We start from the raw sequence: 16,583 nt of genomic DNA on the forward strand, positions 1-16,583 counted from the left end.
TTCCCCACTGTTGAAAGGATATGAATAAAATGTCGGAATCTATATATTTAATTTTAGGAAATGCTGAAGACAAAAAGCGGTCAAGTGTTATTTTAAATGAAGTAAGTAATGCAATTTATGCGATGGATGTCGTGGCCAAAAGCTACGGCGTAGCATTTAGTGAGACACTCATCAAACAGTTATACGATGAGCTGGAAAAACATATAAATCAGATGGCTCAGTCGTAAATTATCAAAAATATTCTGTTAGATGAGAATCGCATGAGCGCTATTATCAGCACAATATTTAATTTTTAAAATTTTGTAATGCATATGAATTCTGCGATTTTAATCATAGCAAATTATGAACACGAAAAAACGCCAATGAATGCGTATTTAACAACATTCAAGGCGTTTTTATTTTGAGCAAATTATGTGCAAATTATTGTAGTAGTTCTATGCATTTGCGAAGCTGTCGTAAGGATTTATGTGTATATACCCGGTCGGTCACATCACCTCCAGCATGACCTAAAATCCTACGTTTTGCGTTTTCATTGGCACCGGCATTATCTAGCAAGGTCGCGACGGTATGACGGGTGTCATGAGGCGTGTGATTTTGACCATGAATTTGGGCCATTACTTTGTTCCAGATTGCAGATCGATATTGTGAATATTCATATGGATTGCCATCTGTATTACAAATCAAAAATTTACCAGGGGACTGTAATCGACTTTCAAAGAATGGTAATATTCGCGAATGAATTGGAATGATGCGGATACCAGATGACGTTTTTGATTTTGTGATGCGGATATATCGTTGTCGAAGATTAATATTGCATTTTTCAAGGTGGAGTAATTCACCGACACGCATGCCTGTATACAGCAGAATTAATACAGTATCCCTGTCAGCGATATCGGTTTGCTTCCATAATTTGTTGATTTTCTGGCGCGAGAATACATGATGCGGATACACCGGGTGATTTCTACCAATTGATAGTAGCAACGCATAATTTGTACGACATATATTAGACTTTTGCGCATATTTAAAAAGCAGGCTCAGTAAATTCTTGACCTTTTTACAACTTGAATATGATAGATGTTGTTTTTGCCGCATGGAATCAATGACGGATTGCAAATCGAGAAAAGTTAAATCAGAAAAAGGTTTGTCATACAAGGAAAAGCAATGCTTATATGAATTTTCATAACTAGCCTTCGTACTATTTGACAGTTCAGTATTTTCATTCAAATGGAATGGAAGCCATCTGAAATATAATTCAGAGAACGTTATTGTTTTTCTACGGAAAGGGCGGTGATCTTGGTGATGATCAGCATAATAATTGGCTTGGAATACTTTTGCATCATATATCGATTCAAACGACGCAATATATTTTTGCTTGCCGGCGACGGTAGTTACAAAAGCATACGGCCTCCTCCGATTACCTCCCATAATTCTGATGCAGCCATAGCCATTAGGATTTTTCATAAGAAACACCTCATTATATTTTAGTTTACATTTTATTATAGGAGAAAACATATGAATAAAACCAATGTCCAATATTATGGGGCGGGATTTGATGCAAACGGACGTCGAATCGTGTCTAAGATTTGTGAATTTGATCCAGAAAAAGAAAGAAATAGCGATAAGGTATCTGCCTTGATTAACGAAATTAAGGCTATGTCTGAAGATATCGCTATTGCAGAAATCATTAATGCAGATGCTTATGACAAGTATCTAAATGGAGGATGCATCAGAGATGATACGACGGGGAAGCCAGTTAAATACGTTCCGCCAGAACCGACTGCCGAAGAAAAGAAAGCCAGTGCTGCATCTAAAATTGCTGCTGAATATACCCATCAGCTTGATGAGCTGAAAGAGAATCTATTGACAGCAGTAATGACAGGAGACACAGAACTTGAAAGTGAAATTAAAGCGGAATACCAGGATTTGATTACTGCATATAACAAAGAGTTGGAGGCGTTATAAATGAAACGGTGTAAATTGTGTGCTCGTAAATTAGATGACAATGGGAATTGTAAAAATGAAAAATGCCCAGAATGCATCCGTGCAAAAATTAATAAAGCAGCAGAAGAAAGTACAGCAAAGGCGGGAAATAAATGATAGAAGCAGTAATCAATTTTTTTCGCGAGATGGACCCGGAAGGGACCGAAATAGAGTGGGGAGCAGCAGTATCATGCGTTGGAACCATTTTTTCATATCTGGTTGGATGGAATACAGTAATAGAAGCATTATTAGTGGCCATGGCTATTGATTATATTACTGGAATCTTGGCGGCATATATCAATCCCAATATGCAGCTCAATAGTCAACGCGGATTCAAGGGAATATGCAAAAAAATCGTGATACTGTTGCTTGTCGCATTGGCTCACGAATTAGATCGGGCAACTGGACAGCCGGCTGTCCAATCGCTAGTTGTGTGGTTTTTTTTGGGAAATGAGGGTTTATCAATTATTGAAAATGCGGCAAAAGCCGGTTTACCGGTGCCAGCCAGATTAAAAGATACATTAGAACAATTGACCAACAAAAAGGAGGAACGAAAATGAAGGTATTTATCAATCCGGGCCATGATATTAAGTATGATAGTGGCGCAGTACATTATGACGCGGATGGAAATGTAGATTTGCGCGAATGCGATGTAGCAGCCAAAATCGGTACTGCTGTGCAAAAATATCTTGAAGCGGCTGGCTGTGAATGCTATTTAATGCAAAGCGACAATTTAGCGCCGACGCCGACAGGGCGTAGCGACTATAATGATCGCCAAGGGATGACTGTTACTGAAACAGCTAACGAATGGGGAGCAGATGTTTTTGTATCTATCCACTGCAATGCAGCGAACGGCAATGCTCGTGGGACAGAAACCGAATGCTACAGCCAGACGGGCAATGGAGGAGGTTTAGCCCGGTTCATTCAATCCCAACTCATTGACAGCATTGACACCGTTGATAGGGGAGTAAAAGAAATGCCTGGGTTGCTTGTACTCCGCTATACAGACATGCCGGCGGTGTTAGTTGAAACAGCTTTTATTGATAATGACGACGATGCGCTATTGCTGGTACAACATTGGGATGATATTGCTCGAGCAATTGCACGCGGTGTAACTGACTATGTACAATCTATTTTTTAATTAAAATCATTAATATATGGAGGAATGAACGATGAGTAAATGGACAGAAGTACGCGACGGGTTAGTATCAGCATTAGATGTTAATGAGGTGGCCGAAGCGGCAAAAGACCAGTTGACAGCCAGTTTAATCAATGATGGCATGCCGGCGATCGAAGCTGTTGCCGACAAATTCGTTACACAGATTCAGACCCAGGCGGCATCTGAAACCGGCTGGAATGCGATTCGTGATAAATTTGTGTTGCCGCTCTTAATTAACGGTACCATCTGGCTTACTAAACTGGTGCTGAGCAAGAGTACTACAACGGTTAACAACTAAATACCAAAAAGCCCGCAACTCTATTATTTACCTAGAGTTACGGGCGTATTTTTTTGTCAAAATCAATCCAAAACGATTGACAATACAGCGAAAAAGATGTATAAGAAAAAGAAAACTAAGCTACATATTTTGAACATACAAAATGATTTATGAAAAATGTAAAGAGGTTAGAGTGAACATTTAAACGGTTCACCACAGGCAGCTCATGCATTTTGTATGAGCTGCTTTTATATTGTATGATCCTCATTCTTTTTGGTTAGCCAGGTGAATAGATATGAAGTATGGATATGCTTGCGTAGATCCTTCTTTTTTTATGGATTTTCAACAGAATATGCCTCAGCAGAAGGAACTATTGCGGGCCGGCGTTAAGATGGAACACTTGATTATCGAGGATATGAATCCCCGTCATCCGGACCATCCTGCCAGAAGGCTGCTGTTACGCCGTTTAAAAGCTGGAGATGAACTGGTCTGTTACTCTCAGCGTGATCTTGGTGAAACGGCTGAAGAACGTTGAAACTGCCTGAATTGCCTGTCTGGCCGCCATGTGGCAATCCGCATGCTGCATATGACCTATGAACCTGATAAGGCAGCTGCAACTATCACGTTTTCTTCTCTGCGTGACGCTGTACGGGAAGGATGCTTTGCTTTGTGTTCGCGTCATGAATTATCACCTGAAACGAAAAAATTATAATGTTATATAATAAAAGGATGTAACGAAGCGTCTTTGTCATTTCGTTACATCCTTTTTTGCTACGGCTTAATTTTCCGATTTCCTTCGCGGGAGAGATTGACTTCTTTCAGAGGGATGATATGCGTATGGTTCTTTGCTTTATGCCATAAGAATACGGCCAAAAACACAGGTATACCTATGTAGGCAACACTGGCACCATACCAGTCAATTTCCGTGCCGGTAAAGGCAGAATAATTCTGACCTGCCGTGACGATGATACACATCAGTAAGGCCAGAAGGGGGCCGAAGGGGAACCACTTTGCGCGGTATGGAAGGTCTTTCAGATCCTTACCTTGTGCGACATAGGCACGACGGAAACGGTAATGGCAGATGGCAATACCTATCCAGGTGATGAAGCCGGCCATACCGCTGATGTTTACCAGCCAGTCATAGGCTTTGCCTTCCCCTATGAGTGAGGTCAGGAAGGCCGCCAGTCCGAAGACGACGGTGGCAAAGAGAGCATTCGTAGGTACACCTCGTTTATTCAGCTTCAGGAAGCATCTCGGTGCCTGACCTGTTTCAGCCATGGCATACAACATACGGGTCGAGACGTACAGACCGGAGTTGCCGGCTGATAACACGGCAGTCAGTATGACCGCGTTCATGACGGACGCAGCTGCTGCCAGCCCGAATCGTTCAAATACCAGCGTGAACGGACTTACGGAAATATTCTCAATTTCTGTATTGAGTAAATTGGGATCGGTGTATGGGATCAGGAAGCCGATGACAATAAACGCACCTAAGTAAAAGAGAAGTATGCGCCAGAAAATTGATTTGACAGCGCGGGGAACATTTTTTTCCGGATCTTCGCTTTCACCGGCAGCGATGCCTATCATTTCTGTTCCCTGGAATGAAAATCCGGCTACCATGAAAATCCCCAACATAGCCGTGAAACCACCGACAAAAGGTGCATCACCGATGGTCCAGTTTGTAAATCCCGGTGATGGTTCCGGTCCCAGTCCCAGAATGAGAAGGGTACCGGCAAAGAGAAATACGAGTACCGTGAGTACTTTTATACCGGCGAAAATGAATTCACTTTCACCATATGAGCGGGTTGAGAGGTAATTCAATGTAAATAATACGATAAGAAAAATCCCGCTCCAGATGGCTGCTGGTATATCAGGGAACCAGTATTTCATGATCAGCGCTCCGGCAACTAATTCAGCTGCTACGGTAATTGCCCAGTTGAACCAGTAATTCCATCCCAGGGCAAATCCCAGGGATTTGTCTACATAGCGGTTTGCATAGGTTTCAAATGAGCCGCTGACAGGCAGATATGCTGCCATTTCTCCCAGGCTTGTCATGAGAAAGTAGACCATGATACCAATCAGGGAATAGGCGACGAGTGCACCGCCCGGACCAGCTGTACTGACCGTTTCCCCACCGGCTACGAACAGTCCTGTGCCGATGGCACCGCCAATGGCAATCATGTTCATATGACGTGCTTTCAGACTTCGTCGCAGGCCTTCTTCGTGCTGTTCTTCTTGCATGAAATCACTACCTTTATATGTAATTGTATAAGAACACCCCAATACTTTTTATTATACAGAAGTTTATATAGGATAGCAATGGGATTATTCTTGTTATAGTATACATTTTAACGTATACTATAACATCTGTCTAATATATAGATAAGATACCTGTTCGTTGCATGTAGGCTGCTTTTACAGGTTTTACAGGGGATTTGCTGTTCATGCTGATTTAACGTATAATATGTATCATGGTATGTATTATGAATTTAGTATAGAAGGTGAATGAATATGTCTTTTATAGCATATATTATCTTTGCTGTCCTCGTCGGGATATGGGCAGGCCGCAGGGGACGAAATGGTATTATCTGGACGCTGGCTGCTCTTTTGGTCAGCCCCGTGCTGGCTGCTATCGTACTAGCTGTCATGAAAGATTTATCTATTGAACAGGAACTCGAGCGGAGCCGGAGGGAAAATGGCATGCTGAAAGAACGGGTAGCAGTCTCTGAAGCGGATATGCATTCGCGGATGGATCATATAGAAAATCGCATGGATCATCTCGAAGGCAATGAACCGGGAAAAATCCGACAGGAAAAGAAGCGGGAAATAGAAGGCAGTCCATCGCCCCGTTTTTGTAAGCACTGTGGAAACAAGGTGCCGGACGACAGCGTTTTTTGTCCCAAATGTGGGTCACGGTTATGATGCAGGAGGAGTGGCTGGAAGATGATAAAAAAAATCCGTCATTATTATGGTTCTTCCTATATTACACTGGCTGGTGAAATAAGTCTGGCTCCTGAATCAAGAGGCAAGCTGTTTACATTGACACCAGATCTGAAACAGACGATAAACCAGATGATCTCTGTATTACAGGAGGATTACCCTTTTATCCGGTATGACATACAAGAAGGTATTATGGAGACAACTATCAGCTTGTTTGCCTATCAGAGTGCCTGTTCAGATTCTCTATTCCTGGACCACTTGAAACAGTGGCTGATTCAGTTGACGCGCGTCTTATATGCTCATCATTGTATTGTTACGATACACTGTAATGGGACTATTATACAAGACGGAATCGCCAGAGAGTTCTGCCTGCTGAATAAAGGAGAAGAAATCCAGTATAAGATTACGGCCGAAAAAGCGGTTACGTTTGTGCAGCATGTCATGTTTTCTCCATGGTGGCGGGGAAGCCTGACTATTATTTTACTGATTGTGCTGATCTGGTTAGTGTGGGAACAACTGGCTCCCCAGCCGGCAGGACAACTTTTTTAGGAGTGATACGAAATGGAACTGGAAACATACCGGCATGAAATCGACCGGCTGGATCAGGAATTGACGAAGCTGTTGGAAGCACGGATGAAAATTGTCGCACAGGTAGCTGCCTATAAGAAAGAACATCATCTGGAAATATACGATCCCCGGCGTGAACGGGCAGTCCTGGATAAAATTGCCGGACTGGCAGCAGATAAAGAGCTTGCGCCCTATTTACAGACGATTTACCGTTGTATTATGGATGAAAGTAAGAACTATGAACGAAAACGCATGGAATGACGCTATGATAAAAGAAAACAATACATTACAAGGTGTCGTGGAACGCATTTTGTTTGAAGCACCCGATTCGGATTATCTTGTATTCCGCCTGCGCCGTGAAGATGATGATTCTGTCGTCACTGTGACGGGAAATGGCAGTAAACCTCTGGTAGGTGACCGGCTGGAGGTCCAGGGGCGATGGACAGAGCACCGACGGTATGGCAGACAGTATCAGGCCGGTTGCTGGAAACGCCTGGTTCCCGATACGGAAGAGGGGATGGAGCGGTTCCTGGCATCAGGGGCTGTCAAGGGGATAGGCCCGTCTCTGGCACATCGTATTGTGGAAGCTTTTGGCAGCGGGGCTATGGAGGTATTGGAAAAAGAACCGCAGCGTCTCCTGGAAATAGAGGGCATTGGCAGAAAGAAACTAGCAGATATAACGGATTCGTTCCGTAAAGAGAAAGAAGTAAATGACATTGCTCTTTGCCTGGAAACACACGGTATTTCCGGCCGGTTTGCCTCACGTCTGGTACAGAAATATGGCAGTGATACTCAATATGTACTGGAGCATGAACCGTACCGGATGATTCTGGAAATCGAAGGGATCGGGTTTAAAACGGCAGATCAGATGGCCCTTGCCTTCGGACTGGATCCGTCTTCCGAGGAACGGCTGGTAGCAGGTATGACCTATGTGCTTTCTGAAATGACGGGAAATGGGCACGTTTGTATACCCGATACGGAGTTGATCCGCCGGACGGCCTCTGTCCTGCGGGCGGATTCTTTGCAATTACGGAATATCCTGGAAGAAGCCCTTGACATCGGCCAATTGATATCGGCTGATTATGGTGGTGGAACCTATATTTATATGCCGGAAATGCATGACGAAGAATGCGACATAGCCAGACGGATTCAATATATGTCTGAAATGAAGCCTTTGCCTGTTCATACGCCGGTTCAACTATTTTTAGACCGCTGGCAGGATATCTGCCATTTTGAACTGGCAGAAAAACAGAGAGAAGCCGTCGAAGCGTCGTTGCAGTCGGGATTATTGGTCATCACTGGGGGACCGGGAACCGGGAAGACGACGGTTGTGCAGACTATTATCAGTCTGGCTGAACAGGAACAATTGCGTATCATTTTATGCGCGCCGACGGGCCGAGCTGCCAAACGCCTTTCTGAAACGACGGAGCGAAAGGCACTGACGATTCACCGCCTGCTGGTCCCTATGGGGTTCCATGGCCGTATGCAGATATTTGAATATAATGAAACGAATCTTCTCAAAGCAGATCTGGTCATCGTCGATGAAGTATCGATGCTGGATATGAGCCTCATGTATCACCTTTTCCAGGCACTTCCACCGTCTTGCCGCGTCATTCTGGTCGGCGATGCCGATCAGCTTCCTTCTGTGGGGGCCGGATCTGTCCTGCACGATATTATCCGTTCCGGATGCGTATCCGTTATCCGTCTGGACACGATTTTCCGTCAGCGGGAAGGCGGCCGCATCGTAACCAATGCCCATCTGATTAATTACGGCCGGATGCCTGTTGTCAATGAAGACGAGGAATTTCGCTTTATTACGATTGACAGCGAAAGTCAGGGAGCAGAAATCATCAGCCAGTTATATGAATCGGAAACGTCTGAGACGGGAGATAAGTTTGCCGTGCAAGTGTTATCTCCTATGTACCGGCAGGATTGCGGTGTCGATCATCTGAATGCCCTCATACAGGAAAAGACGAATCCTCCGTCACAGGGAAAGACGGAATTAAAGAATGGACATACCTTATACCGCACAGGCGACAAAGTCATGCAGAAGCAAAATGATTATGAAAAGGGCGTATTCAATGGTGACATAGGCGAAGTATTTGCTGTAACGGACAAGATCGTATATGTTCGTTATCCAGAACACGATGTCAAATATGAAGGGCCGGAACTGGATGAAATAACGCTGGCCTATGCCATTACGGTCCATAAAAGCCAGGGAAGCGAGTATCAAGTCGTCATTATGGCATTAGTCAATAGTCATGCCATTATGCTTCAGCGGAACCTCCTGTATACGGCAGTAACCAGGGCTAAACGTAAGGTAATCCTGGTTGGGACGAAACGGGCGTTAGAAAGAGCTGTAGAGAACGTGCGGACCAGTCAGCGCCATACACTGCTGGCAGAGCGGATACGCCGGGAAGAAATTACATGACGAACTGGTTGCATACCTTTCTCTATCCGCCCCGTTGTCCTGGATGCGGCCGGCCTGTGAAACGCCATGGAACCTGGTGTTCTCTCTGTTTTCAATCGGTATGGCATCCCCGAATCATTGATGGCAGCCGCCGTAATCATCTTGACGGATGTTATGCTCTGACCGATTACAGGGGCTGTATACGGCGTGTTCTGCAGCAAATCAAGTATGAGCGGAAATTCCAATATGAGGCGGCATGCTTGTATTTGTTATCCCGGTTTCCCTGGATGAGAGACATCCAGCTGGATATAGCTGTTCCCGTTCCGCTGTCGCTGATCAGACTCCAAAAGCGGGGATATAATCAGAGCGAGTTTATTTTTCGTTCCTGGGCGGAGACATTCACCGTCTGGTCGGATGCCTTGCAGCGGCGGAGGGCTACTCAATCCCAGTGGACTCTGTCACGTCCGGAAAGAGCGAAAAATGTAGCCGACGGATTTTCTGTCAAATACGGTGTGAGAATACAAGGGAAATCGATTCTTCTGGTCGACGACATTTATACGACTGGTGCTACCATGGAATCCTGTGCCCATGCGCTAAAGAAAAAAGGCGCTGCCAGAGTGACCGGTCTTGTCATCGCCAGCGGTGCCAGATGAGGATGATATACGAATAAAATGGACAGGTAACGATGTATGTTTCGTCACCTGTCCGTTTTGATAAGGTATTATCATTTCAATATGTTTTTAGCCCAGCGTTTCAATAAAAGCTTTGACGATTTCCGGATCGAAAAGAAGTCCGGAAGCACTAAACAATTCCCGCACGGCCTGTGTTTTGGTTTTAGCCCAGAATTCGGTGCTGGGATTAATAATCGTATCGTAATAGTCAGCTACGGCTATAATGCGGGCACCAAGGGGAATATTGGCCCCCCGCAGGTGTTTGGGAAATCCGGAACCGTCCCATCGTTCATGATGATATACAATATACGGGATGATGTCCTGGCAGCAGGGGATGTTTTCTATCATGTTGCCGCCTGCTGCGGCATGACGTTTATACATCGCTTTTTCGCTGCGATTCAGATAGGGGATTTTAGCCAGCAGGGTATTTGATACAAACAATAGTCCCACATCATGAAGCAAAGCAGCATGTTTTATCTGCTCAATTTCACTCTTTGGCAGAGCTAATTTGGCCGCTACACTGACGCTGTAATTGGCAACTTGCAGAGAATGCATGTACAGCCTATGGCTTTTTAGTTGTATAAACTGCAACAAATCAGCGGTAATGGCGTCTAGAGATTCTCTTTCTTCAGACCCGATGCCGGCTGATTGGTTAAGTGACATCATAAACATAGAGACAAACCCTTCCGTAAAACTTATTTCTTTCTATTCTGATAGCTGCGTATACGCCGGGAACGTTTAGGATGGCGGAGAATAGAAAACATCTTGGCGCTGGTACGCTTGATGCGTGCGCCTGTATTTTTCATTCTTCGTACCGTTGTAATCTTGCTTTTGCGTTTCGGACGCATGTCCCGGATAGAACCAAAATCACCACGGCGGATACTTGTCGCTTTGATGCGGTCTGATTTTAAGATAATTTTCAGGGCACTCATGATTTTACTTGCCTGAAGATCCGTATTAAAGCTATAGATATCGACTGCGGCATAAGAAAGATCAGGATAGGTATGTATGCAAAGATGTGCATTGCCGGAAACGGCAATGCAGGTCAGTTCATTATCGAGATGATAGAAACTCGCCCCATCTAACGTGGCACCTACGAGCTCGAAAGCGCGTTCAACTAAAGGCTGTAAATCTTCAGGATCTGTAAACACAGCCTTACAATTATAAAAGTCAATCAGTAAATGTTTTCCTAATGTATTGTTCATAGAATCCACCCATCGTTTAGTTACAGTTCATTATATAATTTTTTATCTTCCTTGTAAACGTGATTTCTGAATCCGTAAGCTATTTGTAAAACTATACTCATTTTATATGCTGAAATCGGAAAAAGAATTTGACAATACCATTATTGACGTTCTTGACGAAAAAAGGCTGCCGCACGTCAGAGCGTGTGGCAGTCTTTTACAATCAGTTTCCTAATTTCCATGTATTTTCTAAAACACGGAAGTGGAGGTCATGCCATTTTTTATTCAGGTCTTCCATTGATTCATACGTCGAATAGAGAAGATTATTATGTTTCTGGCTGGCTTGTTCCAATTGGGTGAGCCGGGTCTGCTGTGTATGCACTTCTTCTTTCAGAAGAGCTACTTCATACTGTAAAGCCGCGATCCAGAAAAACTGGATTACCACTAATATCACAGCGGCTGTCAGAGACAGAACCAGACATTTTTCCAGTTCGGACAAAGCCTGGTAACGCGTTTTCAATATACGCTTTTGCCGGTCATATTCTTCTTCCGGACGGACATCCTTATGGTCAGTATCTGACTGTGATAGCGATATGATGCGGCGTTTTAGCGAACTGGGCAGACTCAAAATGGCACACCTTCCTGCTTAGTATGGTTATATTCATCAGATATTCGATATGGTACGTGTCTTATTGCGGACAAAATCAAGCCACAGCTGGGCGGCATGAGACAGGTAGTGGCCGCGTTTCCAGATGACATAGAGAACGTGCATGATTTCTGGTTCAACGAGAGGACGTACGACGACCTGCTCTGCTACGCGGGGATTCGATTCTTTATTCGGGCAGATGCGGCTGGGCAGGAGTGCCACACCCAGGTTGGCGACGACCGTCTGGATCATCAGGTCGCGCTGGCTGGTTTCGAAAACGATTTTTGGCTGAAAGCCGATTTTTTTGCAGTCCTGGATGATTTCATCATGGAGATTGAAATCGTCACGGTACAGTACGAGCGATTCATTGGCCAGCTTCTTCAAGGGAATTGTTTTTTCTTTGGAGAGGATATTGTCTCTGTGGATGATTACGTTCATCGGATCCTGGGTCAGGAAGAAAGATTCGAAATCTTTTTCTTTCGGCTGGGTGCAGATAATACCCAGGTCAATCAATCCTTCCTGGACACTGATTTCTACTTTCTTGGAGCCGTGTTCATATAAATCCAGTTCAATCTGGGGGTATTCCTGTTTGAACGCACCGAGAAGATTGGCGAAAATCGGGGCGCCCGTAATAGGAGGCAGGCCGATAAGGACAGTACCTTGTTCCAGTTTGAACTCATTTTCAAAATCGGTCTTCAAATGTTCAAACATGAAGACGACCCGCTTGGCATGGGAAAGGAATATGGTACCCGCATCGGTCAGTTCAACGGCTTTTGCGTTACGCATAAAGAGTACGACGCCTAATTCTTCTTCCAGTGCCTTGATTGTGCGGCTGATAGCCGACTGGGAGATGTGCAGTGTGCGTGCAGCTTTGCTGAAAGATTTTTTGTCAGCTACTTCGACAAAATATTTGAGATGATGAAAGTCCATAGTCTTACCTCCTGTTAATGAACACTGAAAGAGTATATGTTTACATATAGGAACATGAGAATATTAAAAATAGCATACGTTTTAGTATTGAATTGTAAAGGTCAAAAGCCTATAATTACGTTGTAAGGAAAAGTTACAAGTACGTTCGGCATACAATGACTAAAGAGAAAAGGTCACCAATCAAATTGCTTTGCATATGTGTAATACTACATTTATAGTATTACACAATTGGAATAATAGCAATACTTTTTGAAGAATCTTTATAACTTTTTTATATGATTTGTTTATTTTTGTGCCATAAATACGCCAATGTATACAGAATACATTGCAAAAGAAGCATAGACAAATCAAAATGGTTCTTCTTCCTTTTCGCTACGACATGTATGTTATTTATGGGTCGTACTAAACTTTGCTTGTCAATGTAAGATACACATGCTGCTGCTATAATTAATGTATCTTATATTGGTTTATACATCTATATTTTTATTAAGGAGCGTGTATTATCTATGAGTAAGTTCAAAACCATGGATGGCAATGAAGCTGCTGCATGGGTCTCCTATGCATTTACTGAAGTTGCCGCAATTTATCCTATCACGCCGTCTTCGCCTATGGCTGAACACGTCGATGATTGGTCCGCTGCCGGTCAGAAGAACCTTTTCGGTAACACCGTAAAAGTTATTGAAATGGAATCTGAAGCTGGTGCGGCTGGTGCGTTCCACGGTTCTTTACAGGCTGGCGCTTTGACAACAACGTATACGGCTTCCCAGGGCTTTTTGCTCATGATTCCGAATATGTACAAAGTTGCCGGTGAATTACTCCCTGGTGTATTCCACGTAGCTGCCCGTGCTCTGGCTAACCATGCACTGAGCATTTTCGGCGATCATCAGGACGTTATGTCTGCCCGTGCTACTGGCTGCTGTCTCTTGGCTGAATCCAATGTCCAGGAAGTCATGGATCTTGGCGGCGTCGCTCACCTGGCAGCTCTGAAAGGCTCGCTTCCGTTCATCAATTTCTTTGATGGTTTCCGTACATCTCATGAAATTCAGAAAGTTGAAGTTATGGATTATGATAACTTCAAAAAACTGATTGACTGGGATGCTGTCAAAGCTTTCCGCAAACGTGCCCTGAATCCGGATAAACCGGAAATCCGCGGCACTGCTGAAAACCCGGATGTATACTTCCAGCACACTGAAGCCAGCAACCGCTTCTACGATGCTATGCCGGATATCGTTGCTGACTACATGGCTAAGATTTCCGAAATCACTGGCCGTACGTACAAACCGTTTAACTACTACGGCGCAGAAGATGCAGAATCGATTATCGTTTCCATGGGTTCTCTCTCTGACGTAGTTAAACAGGCTGTTGATTATCTGAACAGCAAAGGCGAAAAAGTTGGCGCTATCAATGTCCATCTGTATCGTCCGTTCTCTGCTAAATATCTGTCTGCTGTACTGCCGAAGACCGTTAAAAAGATTGCTGTCATCGACCGTACAAAAGAACCGGGCTCCCTTGGCGAACCGCTGTATCTGGATATTGTTGACTTTGTTAAAGAACAGGGCCTCGATATCGATGTCATCGGCGGCCGTGCCGGTCTTGGCTCCAAAGACGTTGTTCCAGAAGATATCCTCCCCGTATTCGAAGAAGTCAAGAAAGAACATCCGCTCAATGGCTTCACAATCGGTATCGTTGATGATGTAACCAACCTTTCCCTGCCGCGTGCTCCGAAGATGCCGCTCAACACGGAAGGCCTTACATCCTGCAAATTCTGGGGCTTCGGTTCCGACGGTACTGTTGGCGCTAACAAATCCGCTATCAAGATCATCGGTGACCACACCGACATGTATGCTCAGGCATACTTTGCTTATGACTCCAAGAAATCCGGCGGCGTAACGATTTCTCACCTCCGCTTTGGTAAGAACCCAATCGATATGCCGTATCTGATCGATGCTGCTGATTACATTGCATGTCATCGTCAGTCCTATGTTAAACGGTTCGACATCCTCCGCGGCATTAAAGACGGCGGTACGTTCATGCTGAACTGCACATGGACAGATGAAGAACTGGATAAAGAACTGCCGGCTAAGATTAAACGTGCTATCGCTAAGAATCACGTTAAATTCTACACCCTGAACGGCGATGCTATTGGCCAGAAACTGGGCCTCGGCACACGTATCAACATGGTCATGCAGGCTGCATTCTTTGCTCTTGCCAAGATTATTCCTGTTGAAGATGCCGTTAAATATCTGAAAGATTCCATCATCAAGAACTATGGCAAGAAAGGCCAGAAAGTCGTTGACATGAACAATGGCGCCGTTGATGCTGGTATTAAAGAATTCCACGAAGTAAATTATCCGGCTTCCTGGGCTGATGCCAAAGACGAAGTTGTCGAAGGCCGTCCGGTTCCGGAATACTTCGAAAAAGTTGCTGCTCCGATGCTCGGCCAGGTTGGCGACGACCTGAAAGTATCCGATTTTGTCGGCCGTGAAGATGGCACGATGCCTTCCGGTACTGCAAAATTCGAAAAAGCCGGCCCGGCTCTGCACGTTCCTGCCTGGGATGCAGAAAAATGCGTTGGTTGTATGCAGTGCTCCTTTGTCTGCCCGCATGCTACGATCCGTCCGGTACTGACCACTGCTGAAGAACTGGCAGCTGCTCCGGAAGGCTTCAAAGCTGCTGCTAAGGCAAAGAGCGGTAAAGAATACAATGTTACGATTGTTGTAGACCAGCTCGACTGCCTCGAATGCGGTTCCTGCGTCAACGTCTGCCCGGCCAAAGCTCTGACCATGGTTCCGAACGACGACAAAGAACGCGCTAAGATGGATTTCTGGTACTATGCACAGGATAAGGTAGCTCCGAAAGCTAACCCGCAGAACAAGAAGACGGTTATCGGCAGCCAGTTCGAACAGCCGCTGCTCGAATTCTCCGGTGCCTGCGCAGGCTGCGGCGAAACACCGTATGTCAAACTGCTCACACAGCTCTTTGGCGATCGCATGATGATTGCTAATGCTACAGGCTGCTCCTCTATCTGGGGTGCATCTGCTCCTGTTTCCCCGTACACTACAAACGCCAAAGGTCATGGTCCTTCCTGGGCTAACAGCCTCTTCGAAGATGCTGCTGAATTTGGTCTCGGCATGTTCATGGGCGTAGATAAAGTACGTAAAGACCTGGCTGATGAAGTAGAAGCTGCCAAAGCTGTTGCTTCTGACGAACTCCAGGCTGCTCTCAGCGACTGGGCTGCCAACATGTATGAAGGCGAAGGTTCCCGCGAACGCGCTGATAAAGTAGTTGCTCTCCTTGAAAAAGAAGCAGCTGGCAAACCGGTCCTGGAAGATATCCTCGAAAAGAAACAGTACCTCGTTAAACGTTCCCACTGGATCATCGGTGGTGATGGCTGGTCCTATGATATCGGTTACGGCGGTGTTGACCACGTACTCGCACAGGATCAGGATGTAAACGTTCTCGTACTCGATACGGAAGTTTACTCCAACACAGGCGGCCAGTCCTCCAAAGCTACTCCGTCCGCTGCTGTTGCCCAGTTTGCCGCTTCTGGTAAACGCACGAAGAAGAAAGACCTCGGCATGATGGCTATCTCCTATGGCTATGTATATGTAGCTCAGGTAGCTATGGGCGCTGATAAGAACCAGCTCCTCAAAGCTATGACCGAAGCTGAAGCTTATCATGGTCCTTCCCTCGTCATCTGCTATGCTCCTTGCATCAACCATGGTATCCGTAAAGGCATGGGCAAGAGCCAGACAGAAGAACAGCTTGCTGTACAGTGCGGTTATTGGGATCTGTTCCGTTACAACCCGGATCTCAAAG

Annotated in this window: 19 protein-coding genes; 13 read left to right on the forward strand and 6 right to left on the reverse strand. The window is 45.1% G+C overall.

What is annotated here, in order from left to right; genetic code table 11:
- Positions 1-29 precede the first annotated feature (29 nt).
- Positions 30-227 (forward strand): hypothetical protein, encoded by a 198-nt coding sequence (locus B2U90_RS00425; RefSeq protein ID WP_292016823.1) that lies wholly within the window; start codon positions 30-32, stop codon positions 225-227.
- A gap of 193 nt (positions 228-420) precedes the next feature.
- Here B2U90_RS00425 and B2U90_RS00430 read toward each other — a convergent pair whose 3' ends face one another.
- Positions 421-1,461: a tyrosine-type recombinase/integrase gene (locus B2U90_RS00430; protein ID WP_292016824.1), complete on the reverse strand. Its 1,041-nt coding sequence runs from the start codon at positions 1,459-1,461 to the stop codon at positions 421-423.
- A gap of 51 nt (positions 1,462-1,512) precedes the next feature.
- Here B2U90_RS00430 and B2U90_RS00435 point away from each other — a divergent pair, with 51 nt between their 5' ends.
- The 6 genes from B2U90_RS00435 (at position 1,513) to B2U90_RS00460 (ending at position 3,951) form a co-directional block, all read left to right on the forward strand.
- Positions 1,513-1,962, forward strand: a complete 450-nt coding sequence (locus B2U90_RS00435) for a hypothetical protein (protein ID WP_292016825.1) — start codon at positions 1,513-1,515, stop codon at positions 1,960-1,962.
- Positions 1,963-2,097 (forward strand): hypothetical protein, encoded by a 135-nt coding sequence (locus B2U90_RS00440; RefSeq protein ID WP_292016826.1) that lies wholly within the window; start codon positions 1,963-1,965, stop codon positions 2,095-2,097.
- Positions 2,094-2,540: a phage holin family protein gene (locus B2U90_RS00445; RefSeq protein ID WP_292016827.1), complete on the forward strand. Its 447-nt coding sequence runs from the start codon at positions 2,094-2,096 to the stop codon at positions 2,538-2,540. Before B2U90_RS00440 ends, B2U90_RS00445 begins: the two co-directional genes overlap by 4 nt.
- A complete protein-coding gene (locus tag B2U90_RS00450; protein WP_292016828.1) occupies positions 2,537-3,121 on the forward strand; it encodes an N-acetylmuramoyl-L-alanine amidase family protein in 585 nt (194 codons plus the stop codon). The genes B2U90_RS00445 and B2U90_RS00450 overlap by 4 nt, the downstream gene beginning before the upstream one ends.
- Positions 3,122-3,152: 31 nt before the next feature.
- A complete protein-coding gene (locus tag B2U90_RS00455; protein ID WP_059076865.1) occupies positions 3,153-3,437 on the forward strand; it encodes a hypothetical protein in 285 nt (94 codons plus the stop codon).
- Between the two features lie 274 nt (positions 3,438-3,711).
- Positions 3,712-3,951 (forward strand): hypothetical protein, encoded by a 240-nt coding sequence (locus B2U90_RS00460; RefSeq protein ID WP_292016829.1) that lies wholly within the window; start codon positions 3,712-3,714, stop codon positions 3,949-3,951.
- Between the two features lie 236 nt (positions 3,952-4,187).
- Here B2U90_RS00460 and B2U90_RS00465 read toward each other — a convergent pair whose 3' ends face one another.
- A complete protein-coding gene (locus B2U90_RS00465; RefSeq protein WP_170087474.1) occupies positions 4,188-5,657 on the reverse strand; it encodes an amino acid permease in 1,470 nt (489 codons plus the stop codon).
- Positions 5,658-5,927: 270 nt separating this feature from the next.
- On the opposite strand from B2U90_RS00465, the gene B2U90_RS00470 reads away from it, so the two are divergent.
- Genes B2U90_RS00470 through B2U90_RS00490 form a run of 5 tightly spaced genes read left to right on the forward strand, consistent with a single transcriptional unit; the run spans position 5,928 to position 9,986 of the window.
- Positions 5,928-6,338: a zinc ribbon domain-containing protein gene (locus tag B2U90_RS00470; RefSeq protein WP_075582081.1), complete on the forward strand. Its 411-nt coding sequence runs from the start codon at positions 5,928-5,930 to the stop codon at positions 6,336-6,338.
- 21 nt (positions 6,339-6,359) lie between these two features.
- A complete protein-coding gene (locus B2U90_RS00475) occupies positions 6,360-6,905 on the forward strand; it encodes a hypothetical protein (RefSeq protein ID WP_292016830.1) in 546 nt (181 codons plus the stop codon).
- Positions 6,906-6,917: 12 nt separating this feature from the next.
- The gene (locus tag B2U90_RS00480; RefSeq protein WP_292016831.1) at positions 6,918-7,184 is read left to right on the forward strand and encodes a chorismate mutase; all 267 of its coding nucleotides are present in this window, start codon (positions 6,918-6,920) and stop codon (positions 7,182-7,184) included.
- A complete protein-coding gene (locus B2U90_RS00485) occupies positions 7,162-9,354 on the forward strand; it encodes an ATP-dependent RecD-like DNA helicase (RefSeq protein ID WP_236699677.1) in 2,193 nt (730 codons plus the stop codon). The genes B2U90_RS00480 and B2U90_RS00485 overlap by 23 nt, the downstream gene beginning before the upstream one ends.
- On the forward strand, positions 9,351-9,986 hold the full coding sequence (locus tag B2U90_RS00490) for a ComF family protein (protein ID WP_150824644.1): 636 nt from the start codon (positions 9,351-9,353) through the stop codon (positions 9,984-9,986). Before B2U90_RS00485 ends, B2U90_RS00490 begins: the two co-directional genes overlap by 4 nt.
- 87 nt (positions 9,987-10,073) lie before the next feature.
- Here the strand turns inward: B2U90_RS00490 and B2U90_RS00495 are convergent, their stop codons facing one another.
- From B2U90_RS00495 to B2U90_RS00510, 4 genes are all read right to left on the reverse strand, one after another.
- Positions 10,074-10,676 carry an HD-GYP domain-containing protein gene (locus B2U90_RS00495; protein ID WP_059076873.1) on the reverse strand — a complete coding sequence of 201 codons (603 nt, stop codon included), beginning with the start codon at positions 10,674-10,676 and terminating at the stop codon, positions 10,074-10,076.
- A gap of 23 nt (positions 10,677-10,699) precedes the next feature.
- Positions 10,700-11,209: an S-adenosylmethionine decarboxylase family protein gene (locus B2U90_RS00500; RefSeq protein WP_059076874.1), complete on the reverse strand. Its 510-nt coding sequence runs from the start codon at positions 11,207-11,209 to the stop codon at positions 10,700-10,702.
- 202 nt (positions 11,210-11,411) lie between these two features.
- Positions 11,412-11,816: a hypothetical protein gene (locus B2U90_RS00505; RefSeq protein WP_292016832.1), complete on the reverse strand. Its 405-nt coding sequence runs from the start codon at positions 11,814-11,816 to the stop codon at positions 11,412-11,414.
- A gap of 36 nt (positions 11,817-11,852) precedes the next feature.
- On the reverse strand, positions 11,853-12,764 hold the full coding sequence (locus tag B2U90_RS00510; RefSeq protein WP_059076876.1) for a LysR family transcriptional regulator: 912 nt from the start codon (positions 12,762-12,764) through the stop codon (positions 11,853-11,855).
- Positions 12,765-13,270: 506 nt separating this feature from the next.
- Here B2U90_RS00510 and nifJ point away from each other — a divergent pair.
- Positions 13,271-16,583, forward strand: a 3,313-nt coding sequence (nifJ, locus tag B2U90_RS00515) for a pyruvate:ferredoxin (flavodoxin) oxidoreductase (RefSeq protein WP_292016833.1), incomplete at its 3' end; no start/stop codon positions are given.

The sequence above is a fragment of the Megasphaera sp. UBA4233 genome (assembly GCF_002395615.1).
GTDB classification, from domain to species: domain Bacteria; phylum Bacillota; class Negativicutes; order Veillonellales; family Megasphaeraceae; genus Megasphaera; species Megasphaera hexanoica.